This is a genomic window from Butyrivibrio fibrisolvens (assembly GCF_037113525.1).
Taxonomy (GTDB): domain Bacteria; phylum Bacillota; class Clostridia; order Lachnospirales; family Lachnospiraceae; genus Butyrivibrio; species Butyrivibrio fibrisolvens.
The window spans coordinates 2,162,473-2,184,164 of record NZ_CP146963.1 but is presented as its reverse complement, the minus strand read 5'-3'; the positions used below and the strand labels follow the sequence as shown (position 1 = coordinate 2,184,164).

Annotated in this window: 19 protein-coding genes; 2 read left to right on the top strand and 17 right to left on the bottom strand. The window is 40.0% G+C overall.

The window, feature by feature from the left end; all coding sequences use genetic code 11:
* Positions 1–17: 17 nt before the first annotated feature.
* The 14 genes from WAA20_RS08990 to WAA20_RS08925 form a co-directional block, all read right to left on the bottom strand.
* On the bottom strand, positions 18–1,220 hold the full coding sequence (locus WAA20_RS08990; protein WP_035768617.1) for an MFS transporter: 1,203 nt from the start codon (positions 1,218–1,220) through the stop codon (positions 18–20).
* Positions 1,221–1,294: 74 nt separating this feature from the next.
* Positions 1,295–2,296 carry a GNAT family N-acetyltransferase gene (locus WAA20_RS08985; protein ID WP_073386208.1) on the bottom strand — a complete coding sequence of 334 codons (1,002 nt, stop codon included), beginning with the start codon at positions 2,294–2,296 and terminating at the stop codon, positions 1,295–1,297.
* Between the two features lie 55 nt (positions 2,297–2,351).
* Positions 2,352–2,768 carry a DUF523 domain-containing protein gene (locus WAA20_RS08980; RefSeq protein ID WP_073386206.1) on the bottom strand — a complete coding sequence of 139 codons (417 nt, stop codon included), beginning with the start codon at positions 2,766–2,768 and terminating at the stop codon, positions 2,352–2,354.
* A 659-nt stretch (positions 2,769–3,427) separates the two neighbouring features.
* Positions 3,428–4,009 (bottom strand): DJ-1/PfpI family protein, encoded by a 582-nt coding sequence (locus WAA20_RS08975; protein ID WP_073386205.1) that lies wholly within the window; start codon positions 4,007–4,009, stop codon positions 3,428–3,430.
* Between the two features lie 76 nt (positions 4,010–4,085).
* Complete coding sequence (locus WAA20_RS08970; protein ID WP_051164172.1) at positions 4,086–4,547, bottom strand: GNAT family N-acetyltransferase; 462 nt, start codon at positions 4,545–4,547, stop codon at positions 4,086–4,088.
* Positions 4,548–4,573: 26 nt separating this feature from the next.
* On the bottom strand, positions 4,574–5,176 hold the full coding sequence (locus WAA20_RS08965) for a hypothetical protein (protein ID WP_073386204.1): 603 nt from the start codon (positions 5,174–5,176) through the stop codon (positions 4,574–4,576).
* Positions 5,177–5,205: 29 nt separating this feature from the next.
* Complete coding sequence (locus tag WAA20_RS08960; protein WP_073386202.1) at positions 5,206–6,042, bottom strand: polysaccharide deacetylase family protein; 837 nt, start codon at positions 6,040–6,042, stop codon at positions 5,206–5,208.
* A gap of 44 nt (positions 6,043–6,086) precedes the next feature.
* Complete coding sequence (locus tag WAA20_RS08955) at positions 6,087–6,875, bottom strand: MBL fold metallo-hydrolase (RefSeq protein WP_073386201.1); 789 nt, start codon at positions 6,873–6,875, stop codon at positions 6,087–6,089.
* 70 nt (positions 6,876–6,945) lie between these two features.
* Positions 6,946–7,929 (bottom strand): hypothetical protein, encoded by a 984-nt coding sequence (locus tag WAA20_RS08950; RefSeq protein ID WP_073386199.1) that lies wholly within the window; start codon positions 7,927–7,929, stop codon positions 6,946–6,948.
* A 210-nt stretch (positions 7,930–8,139) separates the two neighbouring features.
* Positions 8,140–9,513 carry a HAMP domain-containing sensor histidine kinase gene (locus WAA20_RS08945; RefSeq protein WP_073386197.1) on the bottom strand — a complete coding sequence of 458 codons (1,374 nt, stop codon included), beginning with the start codon at positions 9,511–9,513 and terminating at the stop codon, positions 8,140–8,142.
* Positions 9,501–10,163 carry a response regulator transcription factor gene (locus WAA20_RS08940; RefSeq protein ID WP_073386195.1) on the bottom strand — a complete coding sequence of 221 codons (663 nt, stop codon included), beginning with the start codon at positions 10,161–10,163 and terminating at the stop codon, positions 9,501–9,503. Before WAA20_RS08940 ends, WAA20_RS08945 begins: the two co-directional genes overlap by 13 nt.
* Positions 10,164–10,183: 20 nt before the next feature.
* Positions 10,184–10,924, bottom strand: coding sequence for a lantibiotic immunity ABC transporter MutG family permease subunit (locus WAA20_RS08935; protein WP_073386193.1), 741 nt, complete (start codon positions 10,922–10,924; stop codon positions 10,184–10,186).
* A gap of 417 nt (positions 10,925–11,341) precedes the next feature.
* Positions 11,342–12,070, bottom strand: coding sequence for a lantibiotic immunity ABC transporter MutE/EpiE family permease subunit (locus WAA20_RS08930; RefSeq protein WP_073386191.1), 729 nt, complete (start codon positions 12,068–12,070; stop codon positions 11,342–11,344).
* A 28-nt stretch (positions 12,071–12,098) separates the two neighbouring features.
* Complete coding sequence (locus WAA20_RS08925; protein ID WP_073386189.1) at positions 12,099–12,806, bottom strand: lantibiotic protection ABC transporter ATP-binding protein; 708 nt, start codon at positions 12,804–12,806, stop codon at positions 12,099–12,101.
* A 236-nt stretch (positions 12,807–13,042) separates the two neighbouring features.
* Between WAA20_RS08925 and WAA20_RS08920 the strand changes: the two genes are divergently transcribed.
* The gene (locus WAA20_RS08920; protein WP_073386187.1) at positions 13,043–14,713 is read left to right on the top strand and encodes a hypothetical protein; all 1,671 of its coding nucleotides are present in this window, start codon (positions 13,043–13,045) and stop codon (positions 14,711–14,713) included.
* Positions 14,714–14,963: 250 nt separating this feature from the next.
* On the opposite strand, the gene WAA20_RS08915 is transcribed toward WAA20_RS08920, so the two are convergent.
* Complete coding sequence (locus tag WAA20_RS08915) at positions 14,964–15,392, bottom strand: hypothetical protein (RefSeq protein WP_073386185.1); 429 nt, start codon at positions 15,390–15,392, stop codon at positions 14,964–14,966.
* Between the two features lie 144 nt (positions 15,393–15,536).
* A complete protein-coding gene (locus WAA20_RS08910; protein ID WP_167562675.1) occupies positions 15,537–15,686 on the bottom strand; it encodes a hypothetical protein in 150 nt (49 codons plus the stop codon).
* Between the two features lie 154 nt (positions 15,687–15,840).
* Between WAA20_RS08910 and WAA20_RS08905 the strand changes: the two genes are divergently transcribed.
* The gene (locus WAA20_RS08905) at positions 15,841–19,218 is read left to right on the top strand and encodes a DUF5107 domain-containing protein (RefSeq protein WP_073386183.1); all 3,378 of its coding nucleotides are present in this window, start codon (positions 15,841–15,843) and stop codon (positions 19,216–19,218) included.
* A gap of 42 nt (positions 19,219–19,260) precedes the next feature.
* Here the strand turns inward: WAA20_RS08905 and WAA20_RS08900 are convergent, their stop codons facing one another.
* Positions 19,261–21,627 carry an EAL domain-containing protein gene (locus WAA20_RS08900; protein WP_073386181.1) on the bottom strand — a complete coding sequence of 789 codons (2,367 nt, stop codon included), beginning with the start codon at positions 21,625–21,627 and terminating at the stop codon, positions 19,261–19,263.
* Positions 21,628–21,692: the final 65 nt, after the last annotated feature.

The following is a 21,692-nucleotide window of genomic DNA, read 5'->3' as shown; positions in this document are numbered from 1 at the left end:
TTACAAATTTTGAATTGTTAGCACTCTGTCTTATTGCACCGGAGGCATAAAGCATAAAATGCAATCGCCAGAAACTGTGATACCACAGACACAGTGACAAGATACACAGGATTCAAATCATACAGGGCACCGAGAAGCCAACTGCCCAGAAACCACGCAATACCAAATCCTGTCTCAAATATTCCGAAACCGGTGCTTCGCATGGAACGCGGGACGATTCCGCTGACAGCTGCTTTCATAATACTTTCCTGCGCACCCATTCCAATCCCCCACAGAATTATCCCAGCTCCGATCAACCAGGCATTTCCAGTCATAAAAACAAAACATGAGAAGAATGTGCTGCATAGTGTGGAAATGATCAGAGCCTTCAGCCCGACCTTATCATAAAGCCAGCCAAAGAATAGTGCAGCAAAGGCATCCACAGCCATTGCCCCAGCATATAGCAGGCTGAGCATGGATTCATTAAATGCTCCGGTATTAGCCGAATGAAGTGTGATCAGGGTGAAGTCTGCAAAGCCAAAAGCAAAAAAGCAGATGGCCGCCATGAACAGAACAAATGACTTCCTGAATTCAAAGCTTGCCGGTTTATCTTCCTGCTTTTCAAAGATCTCCGGATCAGGGTATCTTATCTTTGCTGTCAAAACAAGAGCTATGGTGATCATTGCAGGAACAAGCAGTATCGCAAAAGAGATCCTATACGTTGTAAAAAGGTCGTCTGTACCTTTTACAAGAGCTGTTACAAAAAGCAGTACCGGTCCGAGAAACGCGCCAAGCTGATCCAGAAACTCCTGATAGGCAAAGCCTTTTCCGGTTCCGATCTCGCTTGCCGCAAAGCTTACCAATGTGTTTTTGGCAGGCTTTTTTATCGCTTTTCCGATACGCTCCAGGATCACAAGACCGCAGGCCCAAATCCAGCCATGTTCAGGTACGAGTGCCAGTGCAGGAATCGCCAGAGCCTGTATTACATAGCCTGTGATAACAAATGTCCAGTATTTCTTCGTTTTATCTGCTATAAATCCGGATATGAGCCTTAGTGAATACCCGCACAATTCTCCTATACCGGACACAAATCCAATGGTTGCAGCGGATGCCCCTGCGAGGTTCAGATATTCGCCCAATATGCTTCTGGCGCCTTCATGAGTCATGTCCGAAAACAGACTTACGATTCCCATCAGGGTTATAAATGTTATGGCGCCAGACAAAGCCCTTTTTTTATCCATGTTCTACTCCACTAATCCCGATTTGTTTTTCTAAGTTATCCCTTGATATTTCCCACTCTATCTTCTTACGCTAATCACAAATACATCTTCTCAAAAAGGAACATCAGCTCTCTATACGTTGTATATATTTCCCCAGTATTATTATAAAACCACTTATTAACAGCTTTCATCTGGTCATAATCACAGTATCCCATTTCTATTATATCCGCTAGTTGTTCATGGTTATTATCTCTAAAAAATTTACATGCTCTAAGTACATCTTCTTTTTCATTATTCTTGTAAAAATTCTCGTAAAATGTGCTTATGCCTTCATGGCATCTCATAAAATCAATAGAATATAATTGGTAATATGCATTAACCACTTCTTGATGTAAATCTCTAAAGACTTCTTCCTCAAAAATTACATCAGCGAATTCTCCCAAAACATCTACCGCTTCTTCTTCGAAATCGTATGGATCAGGACCAGCGCCATAGGCTGTAATCTTATTTGATTTCTCAGGCATTTTTCTAAGATCTGCCATTATAGCAACAAATCTGTTTTTATCTTTAATTATTCTCTCCACATAACGCATAGTATAAGCTTTTTCATCTACTTTACCATTTAAAATACAACATGCAGGATCTTTATATTTCTCAAATCCACAGTTTAAATGGAACTGCAAAGAGGCTTCGTTGCTTTTATTTACCGTATCTGTTATCTCAAAAGAGCCTTCTTTTCTGAGTTTTTCAAATAATAGCTCCATTAGTTTTCTTGCATAGCCTTTTCTTCTATGAGCCGGTGCAGTTTCAAGAGCCTCTGCGAAAAAAGTATTGTCTTTACCTTCTACCGGGAAAATTCGAATAGCAGAAAGCCATTCTCCGTTATCTTCAAGAGCATAATATCGATTACCTTGCTTATTGTAAAAATCAGTCTTCAAATAATCATAAAACCTCTGCTCCACAAGACGACGTCCCTTATCCAGATCAGTCTCTTCAGGATAAAAAAATGATACATTATCCTCATTGCTTTCACGATAAACATCCATCAATTTTGGAAAATCTATTGATTCTAATGTATAAAACTCCAGTAATTTCATTTAAACTCTCCAAATAATATTTTTGTCCGTCCCTTTTTATAAGTTAACCTGCAAGTTAGATATCTTCCAAATCTAAAACTTCTATCCCATTATCCACCAACAGCTGTGCAAACACTCCCCTACCATCAATCAATTTTCCAGAGAAACTACCATCGTAAATCTGCTTCACACCGCAGGATGGGCTCCTTGATTGAAGAATAACCAAGTCCACTTTTTCTTCAAGAGCTTTCTTAAGGCACAGCTCTGCTCCGAATCTAAATTCCTTATCCTTGCTTTCGCCAATTTTATTAGTAACAACTCCATTTACAATCTCGCAGGGAATCCTTGGTGTAGGAAGTCCACCTGCAACCTCTGGGCACACTGGAATAACTTCATTCCCTTTGGTGTACTCAGCGACTTTCTCGCTGTAGTTGTTACCACCACTGTATTTACAATTATGCCCCAAGAGGCAGGCGCTAACCATAATTTTCATAAATAAAATCCTTTCGGTTTCGTAGGCGGAAACCCACTGCCCTTGGGCGGTGGGAGGAGCGCTTGTAAATTGTTATTCAAGAACATGTGTGCTATGATATACTCAGCAGCAAGTCCCAAGAGAAAACCGTTAGGTGCGCTGTTCACCAAAGGCACTCTTTGTACATTGGCAAGTATATATGAGGTTGTAACACATAAGTCTTGGTGTTACGTAAAATATACTCAAGCATCCGCATTTACTGTACGGCATGGGAATATGCAATCCGTGAGGTTTGCATACAGAGTACCTGATACAGTTACAGATGAGCATATCTTGTCTGTAAAGGGTGTTGTCAGCCACCCTAGATGCATCACCACGGAAGTCACACCGCTAAAATGTAGGAGTACTAGACGCACTACAGGGTAGATGCAAGCCCATTACACTTGTGTGATGGGTAGTTGACCGCCGACCTTGCTTCCGCTAAAGGTAGCTCTTTTTGTACATGCACATAAAAGCATTGATGTAATAAGCACTGTAATAACAATTAAAGCACTTCGTTTCTTATCAAATCTCGATTTTCTCACTTTTATATCCTCTTCCCTAATTGAAATTCTGGTTCTTCATCATATTGTTTATAAAGCCATCCTCATTGGCGCAACACTATCTGCACAATTCACATCTTAGAATCCCATTGCCTTCGCAACTACCTGAGCCTTATCTTCTCCCATAAGCATACGTAATAAGGCTATTGCAACATGAGGTGCTGTTTCAGGGCAAAAGCTTGTTATTATGTTCTTATCAATCACAACGCTCTGATCAGGGATTACGTCTACCCCAAACTCTGCAAGCTGCTTCTGTCTTCTGCCATCTCCAAGGTGATATGTTGTAGCCTTTCTTCCTTTAAGTATTCCGCTTGCACCAATCGGAAGTGCACCAACACAGATAGATGCTATGAATTTGTTAGAACGTTCGAATTCTCTTATAAGATTCAAAAAGCGTTTATCATATGCTTCTTCATAAAATCCAAACTCCTCAAATCCGCCCGGAATCGCAAGTGCATCATATTCAGATACATCTATCTCATCAAAGCTTTTATCTACCAGGATCGGAATTCCAAATGTTGATATTACAGTCTTAGAAAATCCGGCAGTGACAACTTCCACAGGCATATCATAATCATTCCTTGCCCATCCCATAACATCTACAAATGGAGCAAATTCCATGGTTTCAAATCCCTTGCAGCAAAATAGCAATACTTTCATGTGCGTTCTCCTTTTTCCTAATATCAGTTTCCAACAACTCAAACAGCCTGATCCGGCGAAAAAGCCTTATGTCAAGTTATCCTAACCATTTTGCAAAGCAGATTGCTCCGTCAAGCTCATCATAAGGTGGATAATTCTCAATCTGTTCATATCCATGCTTTGTATATAGGTGAACGGCCTCTGACATCTGAGGTCTTGTCTGAAGAATTGCGCGTTTGAATCCACGTTCTAAAGCCTTTGTTTCTAACGCATCCATCATATAAGTAGATATATGATTACCTCTGAATTCAGGATCAACCCATACTCTTTTGATTTCAACATCCGAATCAGAATATGCCTTTAATCCTGCACACCCCACTGCTACGTCTGAAGCATAAGCTATCAGAACATCTGAAATACTCTCCGAAATGTTATAGGGGACAAACGCTTCACGATTCTTCAGGCCACCAACTATATTGCTATAGTATTCTTCAGTCTTAAGATAAAATTTATAGAAATCTTCATTTCTTCCGTCGGTCCATCTGTAATCTATCATCATAGTCTTCGCCCTCAAGAATCGATAATTTACTCTTCATACCATACGCATCTGACTGAGTATATCCTGTTTCCATAATCCTTAAGTTTTGTTAGACCATCTTTCAACGGATCCATGCAGATGTATTCCCCATCTACAGCCCCTATTATCAAGACAAAATGATGATAGCTAAAGATAGTATTTCTATGCACCTTTACAATCGGATAATAGCCTTGTGCCAGGCATTCATCAATTGCATCAGCGTCTGGCTTATCGTACACTCTGGTATTAAAACCTGGAATCTCATCCAGTTTGCCCCATTGCAGATTCCCGTCTTTATCAAAAACACCGTTATCAGATAACAGAGCCGCAACTTGGCCAGGATCAAGAGGATTTTCACTTTTGGATATAGCTGTTGCTATACATGTGGTTATACAACCTGATGATTCCATGGTGAATTCTGATTCTCCAAGATGCAGATCTTTCCATTTTGGATCATCCTGTCTGTAGCTGACTAGTTCTCCATCAACATCATACGCTGTCTGGCATTGTACATTTACACCGCCACGATTCTTGATAAGCTGAGAAACACTCACCAGTCCAATAGCAATTACTGTTGCTATAATTAGTATTTTTTTAGTATTACTCTTCATTACTATTTCCTTTTGGATCTATTATTACATCAGATTTCCACAATCTCGCCCGCTTTTACATGAACATCCTTATCGCCATATGTGAACCAAACGTCTATAGCCGAAGGATTCTTACACATTGTCATATCTGTATTGAAGATAAGATCTGAAAACGCCTTGCAATAGTCATAGACTTCAATATTAGTTGCATACCAGATGTCGTCTCTGCCTGATACGTATTCGCAGAACTTCTCGATTACGTCCCAGTTGTCTTTCTCTTCAAACTCATAGCTGTGTCCCCAGAGATAGAATAACATTGGAGACCAGCTGTTCTTAGCTTCAACGAAGCGCTTTGCAAGGTCCATAAGCTGAGGATCAGCGTGGTGGCATGTTGCATGGAGTCTGAGCCAGTCTGTTGGAATGCGGAAGTCATGTGTTGAATTTACAGTTCTTGCGTAGCATATTCCGCAGTTTTTAAGGATCTGCACGCTTGCATCATCGTAGGCTCCGTATGGATAAGCGAATCCTCTTACGAATGTTCCGAATACTTCCTCGAGTTCTTTACGATCTCTTGAAATCTCATCTGTAGCAATATTAGAAGGAAGGCCTACGAGCGCTGCATGTGTATAGGCATGAGCTGCGATCTCCCAGCTGCTCTTACTATATACTTCCTTGAGTTTACTAAGGGACATTCTTCTATGAATAGTTCCGGGTTCATATGTTGTGCCCTCTTTGGCAAAAGCGCCGCTGTTTAAGTTAAAGGTACCCTTAATGCCATATTTATTAGTGATCTCTACAAGTCTTTCGTCCTGTTCTACGCCGTCGTCGTAGCTTAAAGTAAGCGCCTTTGGAAGGCCGCCCGGGAATCTCATTATCATGTTAGCCATTGTCATTTTCTCCATTTAATTAGTATATTTTTCAAAAATAAATCTTATAGATATGCTTCATCATAAACTATGACGTGATCATCCTGCTGATAGTGTTTGCCTTCTACAACGCTAAAAGGATGCTGCTTGCAAGTTCCAAGGAAATACGTATACTCCAGATCATTATCTCTCTTACCGTCAATGATCTCCTGTATCGCATCTCTTACGCAACGCATGAGAGATATATCATCGAAATCCCTGGCATGACCATGAAGGATATAATCAGCTTTTTCTTCTAAGAACAGAACATTATCAATAGCTTCAACGCACTCCTTGTATGGCACTACGCCAGGGAGCTGAAGCCACAGATGGTGATTGATTGCATCACCTGTAAATAAGATCCTGTCTTCTTTCAGCAAAAGAAGGATTCCGCCCTTGGTGTGTCCGGGAATGTCATAGATTTCAAGAGTCTTACCGCCAAGATCAACTACATCTCCGCCTTTGATTTCCTTAAAAGGTGGCATGGAAAATCCCTCTTCCTCGCACACTTCTACAAATTCAGGATCCTTACTTGTATTAAGCGCAAGCTCAAGATCTTTGGGGCTGATATAAGCTTCGTCAAAGAAAACGTTGCCATAGATATGGTCCGGATGACCGTGGGTATTGATTACCATAACAGGCTTGTCTGTGATCTTCTCTATCTCTTCCTTGTAGTTATGGTATCCCATCATAGTATCAATGAGTGCAGCCTTCTTGTCCCCTATAACAAGATATCCGGTGCACTCATGATTCTCATCAAGTAGATACAGAAACGGTTTTAACTGCTTAACATAAAGTGTTTTGTCTTCGAACATTGTAATCCCCTCCCGTTTAGTTTGTTTTATATATTATATTTGGAGCAAAGTAAAAAGTAAGGTCAAATACTTATCTAAACCTTTCGCTCCATCGCTTTTCGATCTGTTCCGCTAAATAGTGTGTCTCATCTGGAGTATAATAACTTCCATTCATCGGTCCTGGAAGGTCGGCACAGTCATAGTTATCAGAGCTAAAATATGACTTATAGTAGGAATCATAATAAGCGTTATTATAATTATCTCTATCTGTATTTGTAAAGCCGTTTGTAACACTATATAATCCAAAAAATATGATCGCCATAATTGCTATTATGAATAACAGCGCAACCTTGATCTTTTCAAGTTTATCTTTATTAGGTTTTTTCTTATTTATAGTATATTCTTTAGGAAAAAGATCGTAATGATATTGTGTATACCTGTCATCATCACTTTCTGTTTCCTGATCAATTGAATGCTCATCATGAATCGAATAATCTTCATCGTTACCATCTTCATAAATTTGTTCAGACCTAGTCTTAATCGGAAAACTCTTAAGGTGAACGTTTTTTGTGGTATCAACACAAATATCTTCTATATAATCCTGGTCTGATTCTGAATCAGCAACATTTTCATCTGTATAAACTTCATTTTCAGAGTTTAACTCTGTATCTTCATCAGCCCCATACTCTGATCTTAAAGAAGATACAAAACTTGTACCAGAAGAAAATTCATTTTGAAGTGTTTCTTCTTGAGTTTCTTTCTCTGCTTCCGCTAAATCTAATTCATCCAGCATCTCGGGATTTTTAAGAAAAATAGAAAGACGTCTACCAAGCTCATTAACAGCTATAGCTTCATCTTTACCCTGATAGATGATCTCTCTTGATCCATCATCTGTATTCTTATATACAATGAAATCATCTGACCAGTAGTCCTTATAGATTCCATATGCATCAGGTCCGATGTGGTCAACATCAATGTAGAACCTTGTTACATCAGAATTAAGATTTCTTTCTTTACAGTATTTTTTTAGATCATCGATTGTTTTAGGAACCTTTTTAGTTAAGTATCCCCTCATTAAACTTTTTTCCTCTTTCCGTGGTGTTATTAATTGTTTTAGTTACCACATTGCTTAATTATAAAGGATTTCCCATACCCAATAAACAGCAAAAAAGAGGTATTAAAATATCTCAATATAAGTAAACTCGCAAATTGATATACATTTTGCGAGTCATAAAACACATGACTTTTTGGCACATCGTTCCAAAAGTCATGTAAATAGGCCATATCATATTTTTATTGAAAGTTCAACTACACCGCCGCGTTCTTTGGAGTTACTAAGCTTTATATCTCCTCCATGCATCTTGGCTACATTCATGGCAAAAAACAGTCCGATGCCGTAGTGCATACCGCCGCTTCTACTGTTATCGTCCATAAAGAACTGCTCAGTTGCATGCTTTAAAGCTTCCTGACTAAAGCCTTTGCCCGAATCAGTCACTGTGAATCTAAGCTCATCAAACTTCTCGGTGACATCTACGCTTATATCGCTTCCTTCTGGTGAGTGCTCAGCAGCGTTCCTTATGATGTTCATAACAGCTCTTACAAGCTGATCATAGGCTATATCAATTGTATCAGTTTTACAATTTTCACTAAACTGCAGTTTCTGATCATAAACTCTTGTAAGACCAAGGCTCTGCTTCTTTATATCTTCCAAAAGGGACTGTACTCTTACTTTATTAGTAGTTTCGTGAAGTCCTTCCTGAGACTTTGTTACATCTATAAGAGTCTGAACATAGTTTTCTATCTGTTGGGCTGATCCTGTTATATAGTCAGCGTAGCACTTCTGTTCATCATCAAGTTCACTCTCCAGTAAAAGCTCTGCGTTACCTCTGACTACTGTAAGAGGCGTCTTAATGTCATGTGCAAGTGCAGACATCTGCCTGTTTTTTTCCTGCTCGGAAGTCCACTGCTTTTGAAGAGATTCTTTCAGCGCATAGCGCATATCATCTATTGATTTAAGGCAGTCATCTATCTCCTGTACGCCGGATTTTTCTATTTCAAATTCAAGATCTCTTTCTCCGATTTTCTTAGTAGCTTCAAGTACAGGTATCATGCGCTTTTTGAGCTTACGGCCAAAAAGTAGCGAGCTGATGTGCATAACTTCAACACCGCCAACAATGATAGCAATATAAATAAGATTCTGAACATTGGGAAAATACTTTCGAAGAAACGTTGATTTAAATTGCGGAACAAGCTTGTACTGAAACACCAGATACTCACCGGATCTTGTGATCGCTTTATAATAATACTCACCACCTACAGCACTGCTTGAAACTGCATTCCAGGCTGTAGCCACATATTCCTCGTCAATATTGCCGTCTATCACCGTTCCATCTTCTGTAAATAGCATGTATTTGCAGGAATCCGGGATCATGTCAGAAGTAATAGTTTCAGCACTGCTAAGCGTTTTGTAAAAATTCGCGATCTGCATCTCCGCATAGTTCGAAGGATACACAGCGCCTGTCATTATCAGGATAGTAAATATTACATAAGCTACAACTGCCCAGGCAATAAACCCAAGCATCATCCCGATCACATAAAAAGAAAAGATGCTTCCCAGCGACCTGCTCTTTTTCCTGTCTTTACTTTTTACTCTTCCCATTTATATCCTATCCCCCATACTGTCTTTATGGGCATATAATCGTATTCTGAAAGTTTAGTTCTTATATTTTTGATATGTGTTGTTATAGTTGCATCGCTTGAGTCACTATCATATCCCAGCACCTTTTCAAGTATCTGTTCCTTTGAAAAAACCTGTCCTTTATTCCTTCCAAGATACTCACATATCTCATATTCCGCCTTGGTAAGAGTGATCTCATGATCATCAAGCATCATTACTTTATTGGTCAAAAGAAAACTGATCCTGCCAAGAGACAGTCTTGCAACATGCTCTCTTTTTTCCCTTCTGATATGAGCATTAACTCTTGCTCTGAGCTCCATAACACCAAAGGGTTTACATATATAATCATCTGCTCCAAGAGACAGCCCCTCTACAAGGCTTCCCTCGTCAGTTTTAGCCGTAATAAAGATAATGGGACAATCAACCTGGCTTCTTATATTACTGCAAAGGTCAAAGCCGTCTATTCCGGGCATCATTACATCAAGAAGGATCAGATCATAAGCCTGAATCTTATCTGAGTTCAGTGTAAGCGGATCGCTTATCAGAGTTACCTGATGTCCGTCCCTTTTTAAAATGTTACCAATCATATTCAATATGGCAGTATCGTCATCAACTGCAAGTATGTTCGCCATACATAACCTCTTTCAATTACTTATTCGCTAGCGCTGTTTCCTTCGTAGCGCAGAGCAAATATAGCATAGCATAACACTGATACAATAGTAACTACAAAATAGATAAATATTACACTCATAAGATCATGTTCAAAATAAGCGTTAACCATACGTCCTGTCCATGAAATCGGAACTACTCTCCAAACGAGGCTTCCAATTTCTGTAAGGAACACTCCACTTAAAATAGCTGAGAATATACCGAATCCAATCGCAAGGCCTCTTCCGAAGGATAATGCAAGGATCTGAGTCCAGAAGTAAAATGGAATACCTGCAAGCCAGATAACAAAAGCTGCTATTACATATGTGACGATAGCGTTATGTCCATACTCAGCAACAGCCTCGCCACCCATTCCAAGTACATTACTGAATAAGATTCCAAAGATCAGGGTAGTCAGCATAAGTGCACTAAGTCCGAGAATAAGCAGTACAACGACTTTGGAAAGTAGTGCTACGACTTTGCTCTTATATGTCAGAAGATTCTGGAAATGTCCTGCTCCAAGCTCTTTCTCTACTTCACTGGCTGTAAAGATGCCTATAAGTACAGGAAATGCAATTCCAAGGGCCTGATAAAAAGCTACGATCTTATCTTTATCACTCCAGGGTGATACTGAATAATAAGCGATAAATATCAGACTTACTACAACAGGAATAACAAAATGTGCGATAAGTACAGGGCTTCTCTTGTATTTATATAATTCAACTTTTAAGCAGTTAATAAGCATCGTTCTACCTTCTTTCTTATTTCTTAATTTCTTAATCTTCTTATGTATTATTTGATTTTTCTTTGTCTTTTATCTTTTTTTGCTTCTTTTTTTCTACTCTTCCACGCAATTTACAAATGTCGCACATTTTAAATTTCTCTATTACCTGAATTTTCTTGGGGATGGGAATTTATAAAGGATTTTCGAGTCTTTGAAAGAATTATTAAATTCAAGAGCTTGATAGATGGAGATTTATATTCCCGCTTAGGGTTCGACTGTTTGAGCGAAGCGAGTTTTCGAACCCTGGGAATATATATCTCCAGATATCATGCCTTGAATTTTATAATTCTTTCACGACTCGAAAACCCTTTATAAATTCCCATCCCCAAGAAAATTCCCCAATACGACAACCTTAAATGTGCGACATCTGCAATTCCCTCATACTTCTCTCTTGTCGAACCATCTGAGGAAAAGCCATGCTGCTACTGCAAGTACTACTACAGATTCGATCATGCCTACAGGAATAGCACTAAGATCTGCAAGTGGATGGCTTTCTGCAACCTTAAGTCCGCTTGGAAGAAGGTGAAGCATTGGAATTGCAAGTCTCATTGGAACTGAGGATACTACAAACAGCCACTTTCCTGTTGGTGCTATGAGGATGCCGGCTACGGTGATAACAAGAGCTGTCATAAGGTTAACAACCATTCCAAATTTCATGCTAAGAAATAAGAAAAGCGGGATCTCCCAAAGCTGGGTTAATGTAAGTACGAATACAAAAGCAAGTCCTCCAAGGAAGGGAATGTGTGTTGATAATGCTTTTCCAACAACTGCTGCTACTGCAAAGATCATTGTATTTGCTAACAGGATTACAAGTCCAAGATATAACATCTTGCCTATCATGAGGTCTTTTCTGCCTGTTTCAAGAGTTGTCATATGAAAGAATTTGCTCTTTTTCTCACTTGCAGATGTCAGGTAACAAAGAATTGAGATCAGCATTGGAAGGATCAGGATGTACCACCAGTTCCAGACGCATTCTGCATATGCATTTTGAAGTCCACCGGTTACCAGAAGAGCCATTATAAATGTGATAAGAGGAAAAATAAATATAAGCTTTCTTCCCATTGTTCTTTTTGATTTTAAAATTTCTGCCTTAACTATGCCTAACATATTAACCTCCAAATGAGTGACTGATTATTTAAGCTACAACCTTACTGCGATTTTTTCTTACGATATCCATGAAAAGAGTTTCCAGATCCATTCCCTCTTCAAGCTTTCCTTCATACTCAAGATTGCCGCCTTCGATGATTCCGATGTAATCTGCTGTCTTCTGAACTTCAAGAAGGATGTGACTTGAAAGGATTACTGTTATGCCTTTTTTCGGAAGAGATTTAATAAGTTCTCTAAGCTCTTCGATTCCGATAGGATCAAGTCCGTTAGTCGGCTCATCCAGGATAAGGAGCTTGGGGCTTCCTATAAGTGCCATTGCGATTCCAAGTCTTTGCTTCATTCCAAGTGAGAAGTTTCCGGCTTTCTTCTTGCCTGTTCCTGTGAGTCCTACGATTTCTAAGACTTCGTCGATTCTCTTTTCATCCACATTAAGAAGAAGTGCTCTGACTTTAAGATTCTCTCTTGCTGTTAAGTTTTCATAGATGGGAGGATTCTCTATAAGTGCTCCGATCTCTGAAAGTACGCTTCTGGTCCAGGGCTTTCCATCGTATTCTATCTGGCCGCTTGTAGGAGCAAGGATTCCTGTGATCATCTTAAGTGTTGTTGACTTGCCGGCTCCGTTTGGTCCAAGAAGACCGTACACACAATTTTTTGGAATATTTAAAGATACATTATTTACTGCATTCTGTTTTTTAAATGTTTTTGTAAGTTCGTTTGTTCTAAGGATCATTTCCATGATTTTGTTCCCCTTTCGTTTGTATGAACTTAGTATATTTTCCAATTCTAAAGATTTTATGAAGATGAAAAATATTTTTCCAATTTTGTTTATCAGGGGCTATTATGCTAATATACAGATTGATATGTTTACCAATAAAATATATATTCTTTAAGTATTTGATAATACTTTAGATACGTGTTTCAATTAGATTCAGGTAATATCATTAAACATTTATATTAAGAAAGAAGTTACTTATGAAAGCAAAGAAAATACTCACTTTATTATCAATCACCTTACTTATGACCGGATGTGGCAAACAGCTTGGTGATCCCGGAAGTTCTTTATACGGACCGGAAGGATCATCTACAGATCAGACCGCAAATGGAAATGAGGAAGATACTTCTCAGGCTCAGGAAGAGCCTATTACAGATGAGGAAAAAGATGAATTTACAACTCTTTTTCAGGATTTTGAATATGCAGGTTTTCTTTCAGAGCCTTTTAATGATGTCTCTGAGATCGACTGGGATGCCGTTCTTGAGCAGGGAGCAGGCCTTGAAACCTGTGAACTTAGTGAAAATGATGTAAGTCTTTTCCTTGAAGCTTCCAAGCAGGATCAGTTATATGGCACTCTTTATAAGATCACAAGAAGCGATCTTGTAGAGTACGCCAAGACTCATGCAGGAGTAGACTTCAGTACCCCTGACTCTTTTCAATGGACATATATAGAGTCGACAGACTCCTACTACAGACAGCGCTATGAAGGCGAACTTCTATATATGTTTGAATGTATAGAAGGAACCAAAGCGGGAAACAGCTATACTCTGAAATTCCGTAACAGCTTTGCAGTCAATAATTTCGGAACCGATGCCGACAGAGTTCTGGTTCTTAATAAGGATGGCGATAATGTTACAGTTGTATCCAATGCCATTATGTGGGAGGACAACTGCGATCCGGCTCAGACTTTTGATATTGACCTGTACAAAGACGAAGATCCTGTACGTTTTATAACCTATAATCCAAGTTCTGATTATGGTGTTGAATTTGCCATCATAAAAGATGGAAAACTCCGCAACTCTCTTAGCAGCTATATAAGTGATGGAGATAACTGGGGATATCTTACAAGCGTTAGTGCAATAGGATTTTTTGACTTCAATGCTGACGGCAACAAAGATATCGTGGTCATCGGTTCTTCTGATTTTGGAACAAAGGTTATTTTGTATCAGTCTCTAAATTCAGAGCGCTATGAAAAGCTCTATAATCTTCCTGATAAGATCGAAGGAACTTATGGTGACAGCGTTACAATAGATCAGATAAAAACATATCTTGTGGGTGACAACAAAGACTGCGTATATAACTCCTATCAGGAAGCTTATGCCCAGGTAGCCAGACTTAATAATATGGATAATGAGGAAAAGACCTACGATCTTATCTATTTTGATGACGATGATATTCCTGAACTTGTTACAGGACAGTTAGGTTATGAAGTTTCACTCTATTCATATCAGAACGGACATGTTGTCTGTTACATGTATGAATGGGCTTACGGTGCAATGGGCAATACCGGATACTACTATTCTCCTAGAACTGGAATTGTAGCCAATACCAACTATGACTATGCGGGTGCAGTTCAATACGAAAGCTATATGAAAAAGCCTGATGGCGATGAAGAACTTAGCTCTGTATGCAGTGTTAGGTATGTATGGTTTAACGATGTAGATGGGGATGGATATCCGTCAGATGAAGAACTGGAAGAATCACTTAGTTACGATTCTGAACCATACAGTAAAACTTACTATGATGAAACAGGCCTTGGAAGAAGTGATGAAGAGATTAAAGAGCAGATTGAAGGCTTCAGCCAAAATCCATTTGAAGAAATATGCGGTGATGTAAGCATATCCGAGATATTAAGCCAGTTGGGGGCGTAAGGTTAGGTTAGGTTAGGTTATCGAATAGGCCGAGGCTGGCAATAAAAAATGATTTTCTTGTCATGAAAAATATATAAAATTCAAGGCATGGTAGATGGAGATTTCTATTCCCAGGGTCCGAAACTCGCTTCGCTCAAACATGCGGACCCTAAGCGGGAATATAAATCTCCATCTATCATGCTCTTGAATTTAATATATTTTTCAAAGACAAGAAAATCATTTTTTACTGCCAGCCTCTGAAGTTTTCGTATTATTTGAACATAGCTAGAACATTTTCCTTGCTCATTTCTACTTTAGGCTCAAATTTATCAGAATCCATATATGTATAGATGCTTGAGAGGAGTGCTCTTGCCTCGGGGTACTGCATAAGGTCTTGAAGTCCCATTGAGGAGATGAGGAGTTTTCCGCCTTCGCAGCTTACTTCCATGAGCTGGGTCATGGGGCGAAGGTAGGCGAAGCAGTCCATTTCGGTGATTATAGTGTCCATGTATTCTGGAAGTATAAGGGCTCGCTGAGATGCCATGGGCCACCACTGGTAATTGGTGTGATCTTCTGTTGGGAAGTTTTCAAATATGGGATGTTTACTATCAATGAGTTGTCCCATTGCGCCTTCCTGTTCGGGGAAGGTTCCTACGGACCAAAAGTCTGTTGAAAACTGGGCTTTGATTGAGTTTGGCATGGCTTCCTTTGTTGAGGGCGGTGACAGGTAGACTTTTCCCAGCTTTCATCATCCATTGGAGGATGGCCTGTTTCGGGGAAATAGGCACAGTTGGCTTCGCCGCGGAGGAAGATCCTTCTACCGTTTAGAGTTAGTCTTCCATCTTCATCGTAGGAAAAAGATCTTATGCCAAAGCTTGGCAACAACATCCTGGTCTCCCACTTTGTTTTCATCCAAAGTTCCGGGGAGACTTACTGTCATCTTTCCAAACTTATCATTTTCTAATTCCCAGCTTCCATTAAGGTCGATTTTCACAGGTTTTCGCTCCTTTTTGCGTTGAATGTATAATAATCGCTTTATAAGATTAATTATAGAGTTCATTTCTATGTTCTAAGCTTACCACAATCAAACGCCCAAAAAAGGCTTTACGAATAAATGGTCAATATCGACCAATTAAGGAGAAAATTTGATGAAAGAAGTTATGATCTGGGAAGAGGCTGTTACAATTCCGACCTATGAAGTCGGTAAACCTGACAAGAACCCGATGTTTCTTGAAAAGCGTGTGTATCAGGGAAGTACTGGCAAGATCTACCCTTATCCTTCTACCAATGAGATAAGCCGCACCAAGACTGATAAAACCTGGAATGCTGTTTTCCTTGAAAACGAGTATATCAGGATCATGGTTCTGCCAGAGCTTGGAGGCAGGATCCAGAGAGCCTATGACAAGACTAATGACTATGATTTTGTCTACTATAACCATGTCATAAAGCCTGCACTTGTAGGTCTTACTGGTCCATGGATTTCCGGCGGCATCGAATTCAACTGGCCCCAGCATCACAGGCCCACAACCTATAGTCCTGTAGATCACAAGATTGTAAAGAACGAAGACGGAAGTGTGTCTCTTCTCATCGGCGATGTGGATCAGATGTACGGAACCAAGGTCGTTACTACGTTTACTCTTTATCCCGGGAAGGCATATATAGAGATCAAGGGCCAGCTCTACAACAGAACGCCCCTTCCTCAGACTTTCCTCTGGTGGGCTAATCCGGCCGTATCAGTTAATGAGCACACCAAGTCTATTTTCCCGCCTGATGTTCATAACGTATATGACCATGGCAAAAGAGCTGTATCCCGCTTTCCAATTGCTACGGGCGAATATTATAAACACGATTACAGCGAAGGCGTTGATATCTCCCGCTACAAGAATATCCCTGTCCCAACTTCTTACATGGCTGAAAAGTCTGACTACGACTTTGTCGGCGGCTACGATTATCAGAAGAAGGCAGGTCTTTTGCACGTAGCAGACCATCATATCTCTCCCGGCAAAAAGCAGTGGACCTGGGGGTGCGGTGACTTTGACAAGGCCTGGGACAGAAATCTCACAGACGAAGACGGTCCATACATCGAGCTTATGACTGGCATGTTCTGCGACAACCAGCCTGATTTCACATGGCTTAAACCATATGAAGAGAAAGTATTCAAACAGTATTTCATGCCATACAAGGCTGTTGGAGAAGTTAAGAATGCTTCTATACGCGCAGCTCTTAACATTGAAAAAAGAAATGATGACACCTTATATATCTGCGCCTATGCAACGCAGCTCTATAAGCAGGCCGAGATCATCGTTAATTATGATGGAAAAGATATATATAAGGAAAAATGTCCCCTTTCTCCTGTAGATATCTATGAAAATGAGATTCCTGTCTGCATTCCTGACAAGTACAAGGTTAAGGTCACAGTCTCATCAAACGGCAAAGAGCTTGTGTCCTATATGCCAAAAGATCCGGGAATCCCTGAATTTGCAAAGCCTGCCACAACTCCTGGTCTTCCAAAAGATATTAAGACAAATGAAGAACTCTATCTCACCGCCCAGCATATCGAACAGTACAGGCATGCAACCTGGCTTCCTGATCCTTATTATCTTGAAGGTCTTGAAAGAGATCCTGAAGATACCAGGATCAATAACGCCTACGGACTTCTTCTTTTTAGAAGAGGCAGATTTGAAGAATCAGAAAAGTATTTTAAAACTGCGATAGACCGTCTTACCAGACTTCATCCTGCGCCTTTTTATGCAGAGCCCTTCTATAACCTTGGTCTGTCACTCTTTTATCAGGAAAAATATGATGAAGCCTACGATGCCTTCTACAAAGCAACCTGGAGTAGCGAGCTTCAGGAGATGTCTTTTTACTATCTTGCTTGTATAGAGGCAAGGAAAGAGAATTATGAGCAGGCACTGGACTTTGTAGAATCCGGTCTTATCAAGAATACTCATAATATAAAGGCAAGAGGCCTTAAGGCAATGCTCCTTCACAAATTGCATAAAGACTATCAGGCTCTTGCCTATATTGTAGAAAGCCTTAAGATAGATACATTTGATTTTTATTCCCGCTTCGTTCAGATCATTATTACAGCAGCTTCAAAGCCTGATGCTAAAGATACAAAGCAGGGCAACACAAGTATACTTTTAAAAGATTTCCATACACTGACCCGCGATTATCATGAAAACTTTCTCATGATCGCTAGAGACCTTGCAGAAAGCGGATTCTATGAAGAAGCTATAGATCTTCTAAATATGTGCCCCTACAATAAGCAGATGCTCAATTACTACATTGGAGCTTATATCCTGAAATCCGGCGGGGCTCATAGTACAGGCCGCAGATTATCCCCAAATAGTGTTACCGTCAAAAGCGCTCTGATGTATTTGGACAAAGCAGATAAGAAAAATCCTTATTGCTGCTTCCCTAATAAACTTGAAGATATCGATGTCCTTGAAATGGCGATAGCTTACAATCCAAAGGGACCCAAAGCCTACTACTATCTTGGATGCCTTTACTATGACAAGCTTAATTACGAAAAAGCTATAAGCCTGTGGGAGAAGTCCAGAGAATTAGACGACACCTTCCCTACACTTCTTCGTAATCTTTCGATCGCTTATTATAACAAGAAAGGCGATAAGGATAAGGCAAAAGAATGCATAGAAAAAGCCTTCGCACTTGACCAGTCCGATGCAAGAGTATTCCTTGAAATGGACCAGCTGTATCAAAGGCTCAATGTATCATTGGAAGAACGCCTAAAGAACTATACCAACAATATAGATCTTATAGAAAAACGCGACGACCTCTACACCGAGTACGTCACTCTCCTTAACACCCTCGGTATGTACGAAGAAGCCCTCGATAGGATCACCAGTCACTTCTTCCAGACCTGGGAAGGCGCAGAAGGAAAGATAACTGCACAGTATAAGTTATCACTTTATATGCTGACAAAGGCAGCTATTGAAGCTTCAGATTATGGCAAAGCAAAAGAGCTACTTGAAAAAGCACTTGTATATCCAGAAAACCTCGGTGAAGGAAAACTTGAAGGTACTAAAGATAACAACATCTATTATCTTCTTGCCTTAACAGAAGAAAAAATAGCAGATCATGAACCTGCAAGCGAAAGTGATTCTGAGATACACTTAAAAGCCGCCACTCTTGGCACCTCAGAGCCTGCCGGAATGATGTATTATTACGACCAGCCCGCCGACATGATTCTGTTCCAAGGCAAAGCTTTTGAAAAACTTGGAGACATAAAGGCCGCCAACAGTCGCTATTACAAGCTCCTCGATTACGGTCAAAAACATCTTAACGACGATTTCATCATGGACTACTTCGCCGTATCCATGCCTGATATGTCTGTTTTCGATACCGACATGAATCGCAAGAACAAGGAGCACTGCTATTACTTAATGGGCCTGGCATACCTCGGCCTTAACAACAGTGAAGAAGCCGACAAATGGTTTAGTAAAGTACTAGAACTTAACAACTCACATCAACAGGCAGCGCTATACAAAAACTATAAGCTTTAATTTATTAACTGTCACCATGGGAATGCTCCACAGCTTCCCTATTTACTTATCCAGTAATTCTTCAAAATCTTTTTCAGGCATTGGCTTATAGAAATAGTATCCTTGGATGTAGTCGCAGTCGTAGTCGCGAAGGAACTTGAGCTGAGCTTCTGTTTCAACGCCTTCGGCTGTAACCTTGGCTCCGATCATGTGGGCGAGACCTATAGTTGTGATAATTATAGATTCTGCCTTGTCATTGATACCAATCTTCCTTATGAAGCCCAGATCCAGTTTTATGATATCGAAATTGAAGTTCTCAAGCATTGACAAGGAGCTCATTCCGCTACCATAGTCATCAAGCAGTATCTTGATTCCCTGTTCCTGCATCTCATTAAGATATGCCATGGCTTTCGATTCAAGATCTGCATATGCAGACTCTGTAACTTCAAACCTTATCATGGAAGGATCTATGCTAAGATCGCCAACCCTTTTAAATATACTTTCAATAAAGAAAGTATCATAGAAGTCAACTCGGGAAAGGTTTATAGCACAGGGAACATTCTTCTTTTTCTGGAAAGATCGTCTTGCTATAAGCTCCATTCCGCGATTAACTATGAAGTTATCAAGATAAGAGATCTTGCCTTCCGACTCAATAACAGGGACAAAGTCTCCCGGCGATACCATACCAAAATCCTTATGGCGCCATCTTATCAGCATTTCCGCGCTGACTATCTCTCCTGTCTTTGCATCTACTATGGGCTGATAATAAGGCTCGAACTCTTTTTCATCAAGAGCTCTTTCAAAATCAGCCAGAAGGAAACGCTGCTTTACGTAGTTCTCCTTCATTACATCATCATAGTAAGCATAAAGAAGGTTGCCTTTTCCTGTCTTTATATTCTTCTCAGCAAGTTTTGCGCCTGCTATAAGCTGCGTTACATCGATATTGGAATTGCGGATAGCATAGATACCGCACCTTATCTCATAGTTAAATTCCTTGGATTCGATCTTAAACACCTGGCTACACAAAGTCTTGAGGTTTTCTTCTTTGAGATTTTCATCCGCGGTTATAAGTACAAAATGATCACTTTCGAGTCTTCCCATAAGAACAGGCTTTAAATACTCTCTAAGCGCATCTCTTGTCTGGAAGATAACAAGGTCGCCGTTCTTATCTCCAAAGAGCTCGTTAACAGCCTTAAAGCCGTTAACATTGGTATAAACAAGTGAAAAGTTTCCAGCAGAAGAAAACTCTGAAATAAAGAGCCTTGCCCTGTCCAGGAATCCGCTTCTTGTATACTCATCAGTCATCCAGTCATGATCAAGAGATGTTGTGATGTCAAAAAAGCTGAATAAGATCCAGTCAGGATAACCCGGTATCTCTCTTACCCTCATGTTTTTGGCACGTCTTCCGCGTGGTGTATCTATATGAATAGTCCTTACAAAGCTTCCTCTTTCACGCATTTCCTGCATGATAAAAGGAATCTTCATATACTCAAGTAATACCTCGCTCTCTTCTTCAACCACCTTCTGAGCGAGTTTAAAACAAACATCAGTATATTTAAGCTTAACGCCTTCAAAAGTTTCCCAGAGTTTTTCATCAAGATAATACATTTCGCAGACATTGGTTTTCTTGTTTACTGACATAACAAGATCATAGCCATCAGCAAGAAGGGTCTTGATAACAGGCTGCTCATATACACCCATATAAGGGATTATAGCTCCCTGTTTTAATGGGCTGATCTTGCCATCTTCAATTACCTCGCCTACGCCTTTGAAAGATGTCTTACCATTTTTGGCCTTAAAGTAGCTTCCATCTTCTATAAGATAAAACCTGCTTCCAAAGCTGTCAGGTATAGCTATATCTTCAATACATCTAAGACCATCAACTGTAGTATTTTTTAAGCATTTTGCATGGGGAATGATCTCGATATTAGTAAGGTCGAGTCCTTCAGAGAATCGTACATAATTAGGGTCCTTAGCTTCTCCTTCAAGCTCAGGCATAAGATAAGCATTATAGGCGCAGTTAATAGATCCTGCACTCAGGCCTATTACAATTCCCTTATAATCTTTTAGCGCATCTTTAAGGCCTATCCTTTTCATGAAGGCCAGCTGTGTAGGCGCATGACCGCCGCCAAGATAAATGACATCTGACCACGCTATAAGGCCCGGTAAAGCCTGACCCGAAGATTCACTTAACGTTTTTACTTCGGTAACCGGGAGATCAGTGCTTTCAAAAGCATCCAGTACACACTTTATCTGACACTCATTCTCTTTTTCCTTAGAAGGATCAGCAGGAACAAAAAGTATATTTGCTGAATCCGGCCATTCTTTTTTCAGATCTTTAAAAAAGCCATAGCATTCCTCCGGTTCCATCTTCTGATAAGACCCGGGTTCCTGATATGGTATGAAACTACTGGTCAGATAAAGAACCATACGCTCTTTCTCCTGTCTGTAAAACACACTTTATTTCATAGATATTTATATTGTATCACGTATTA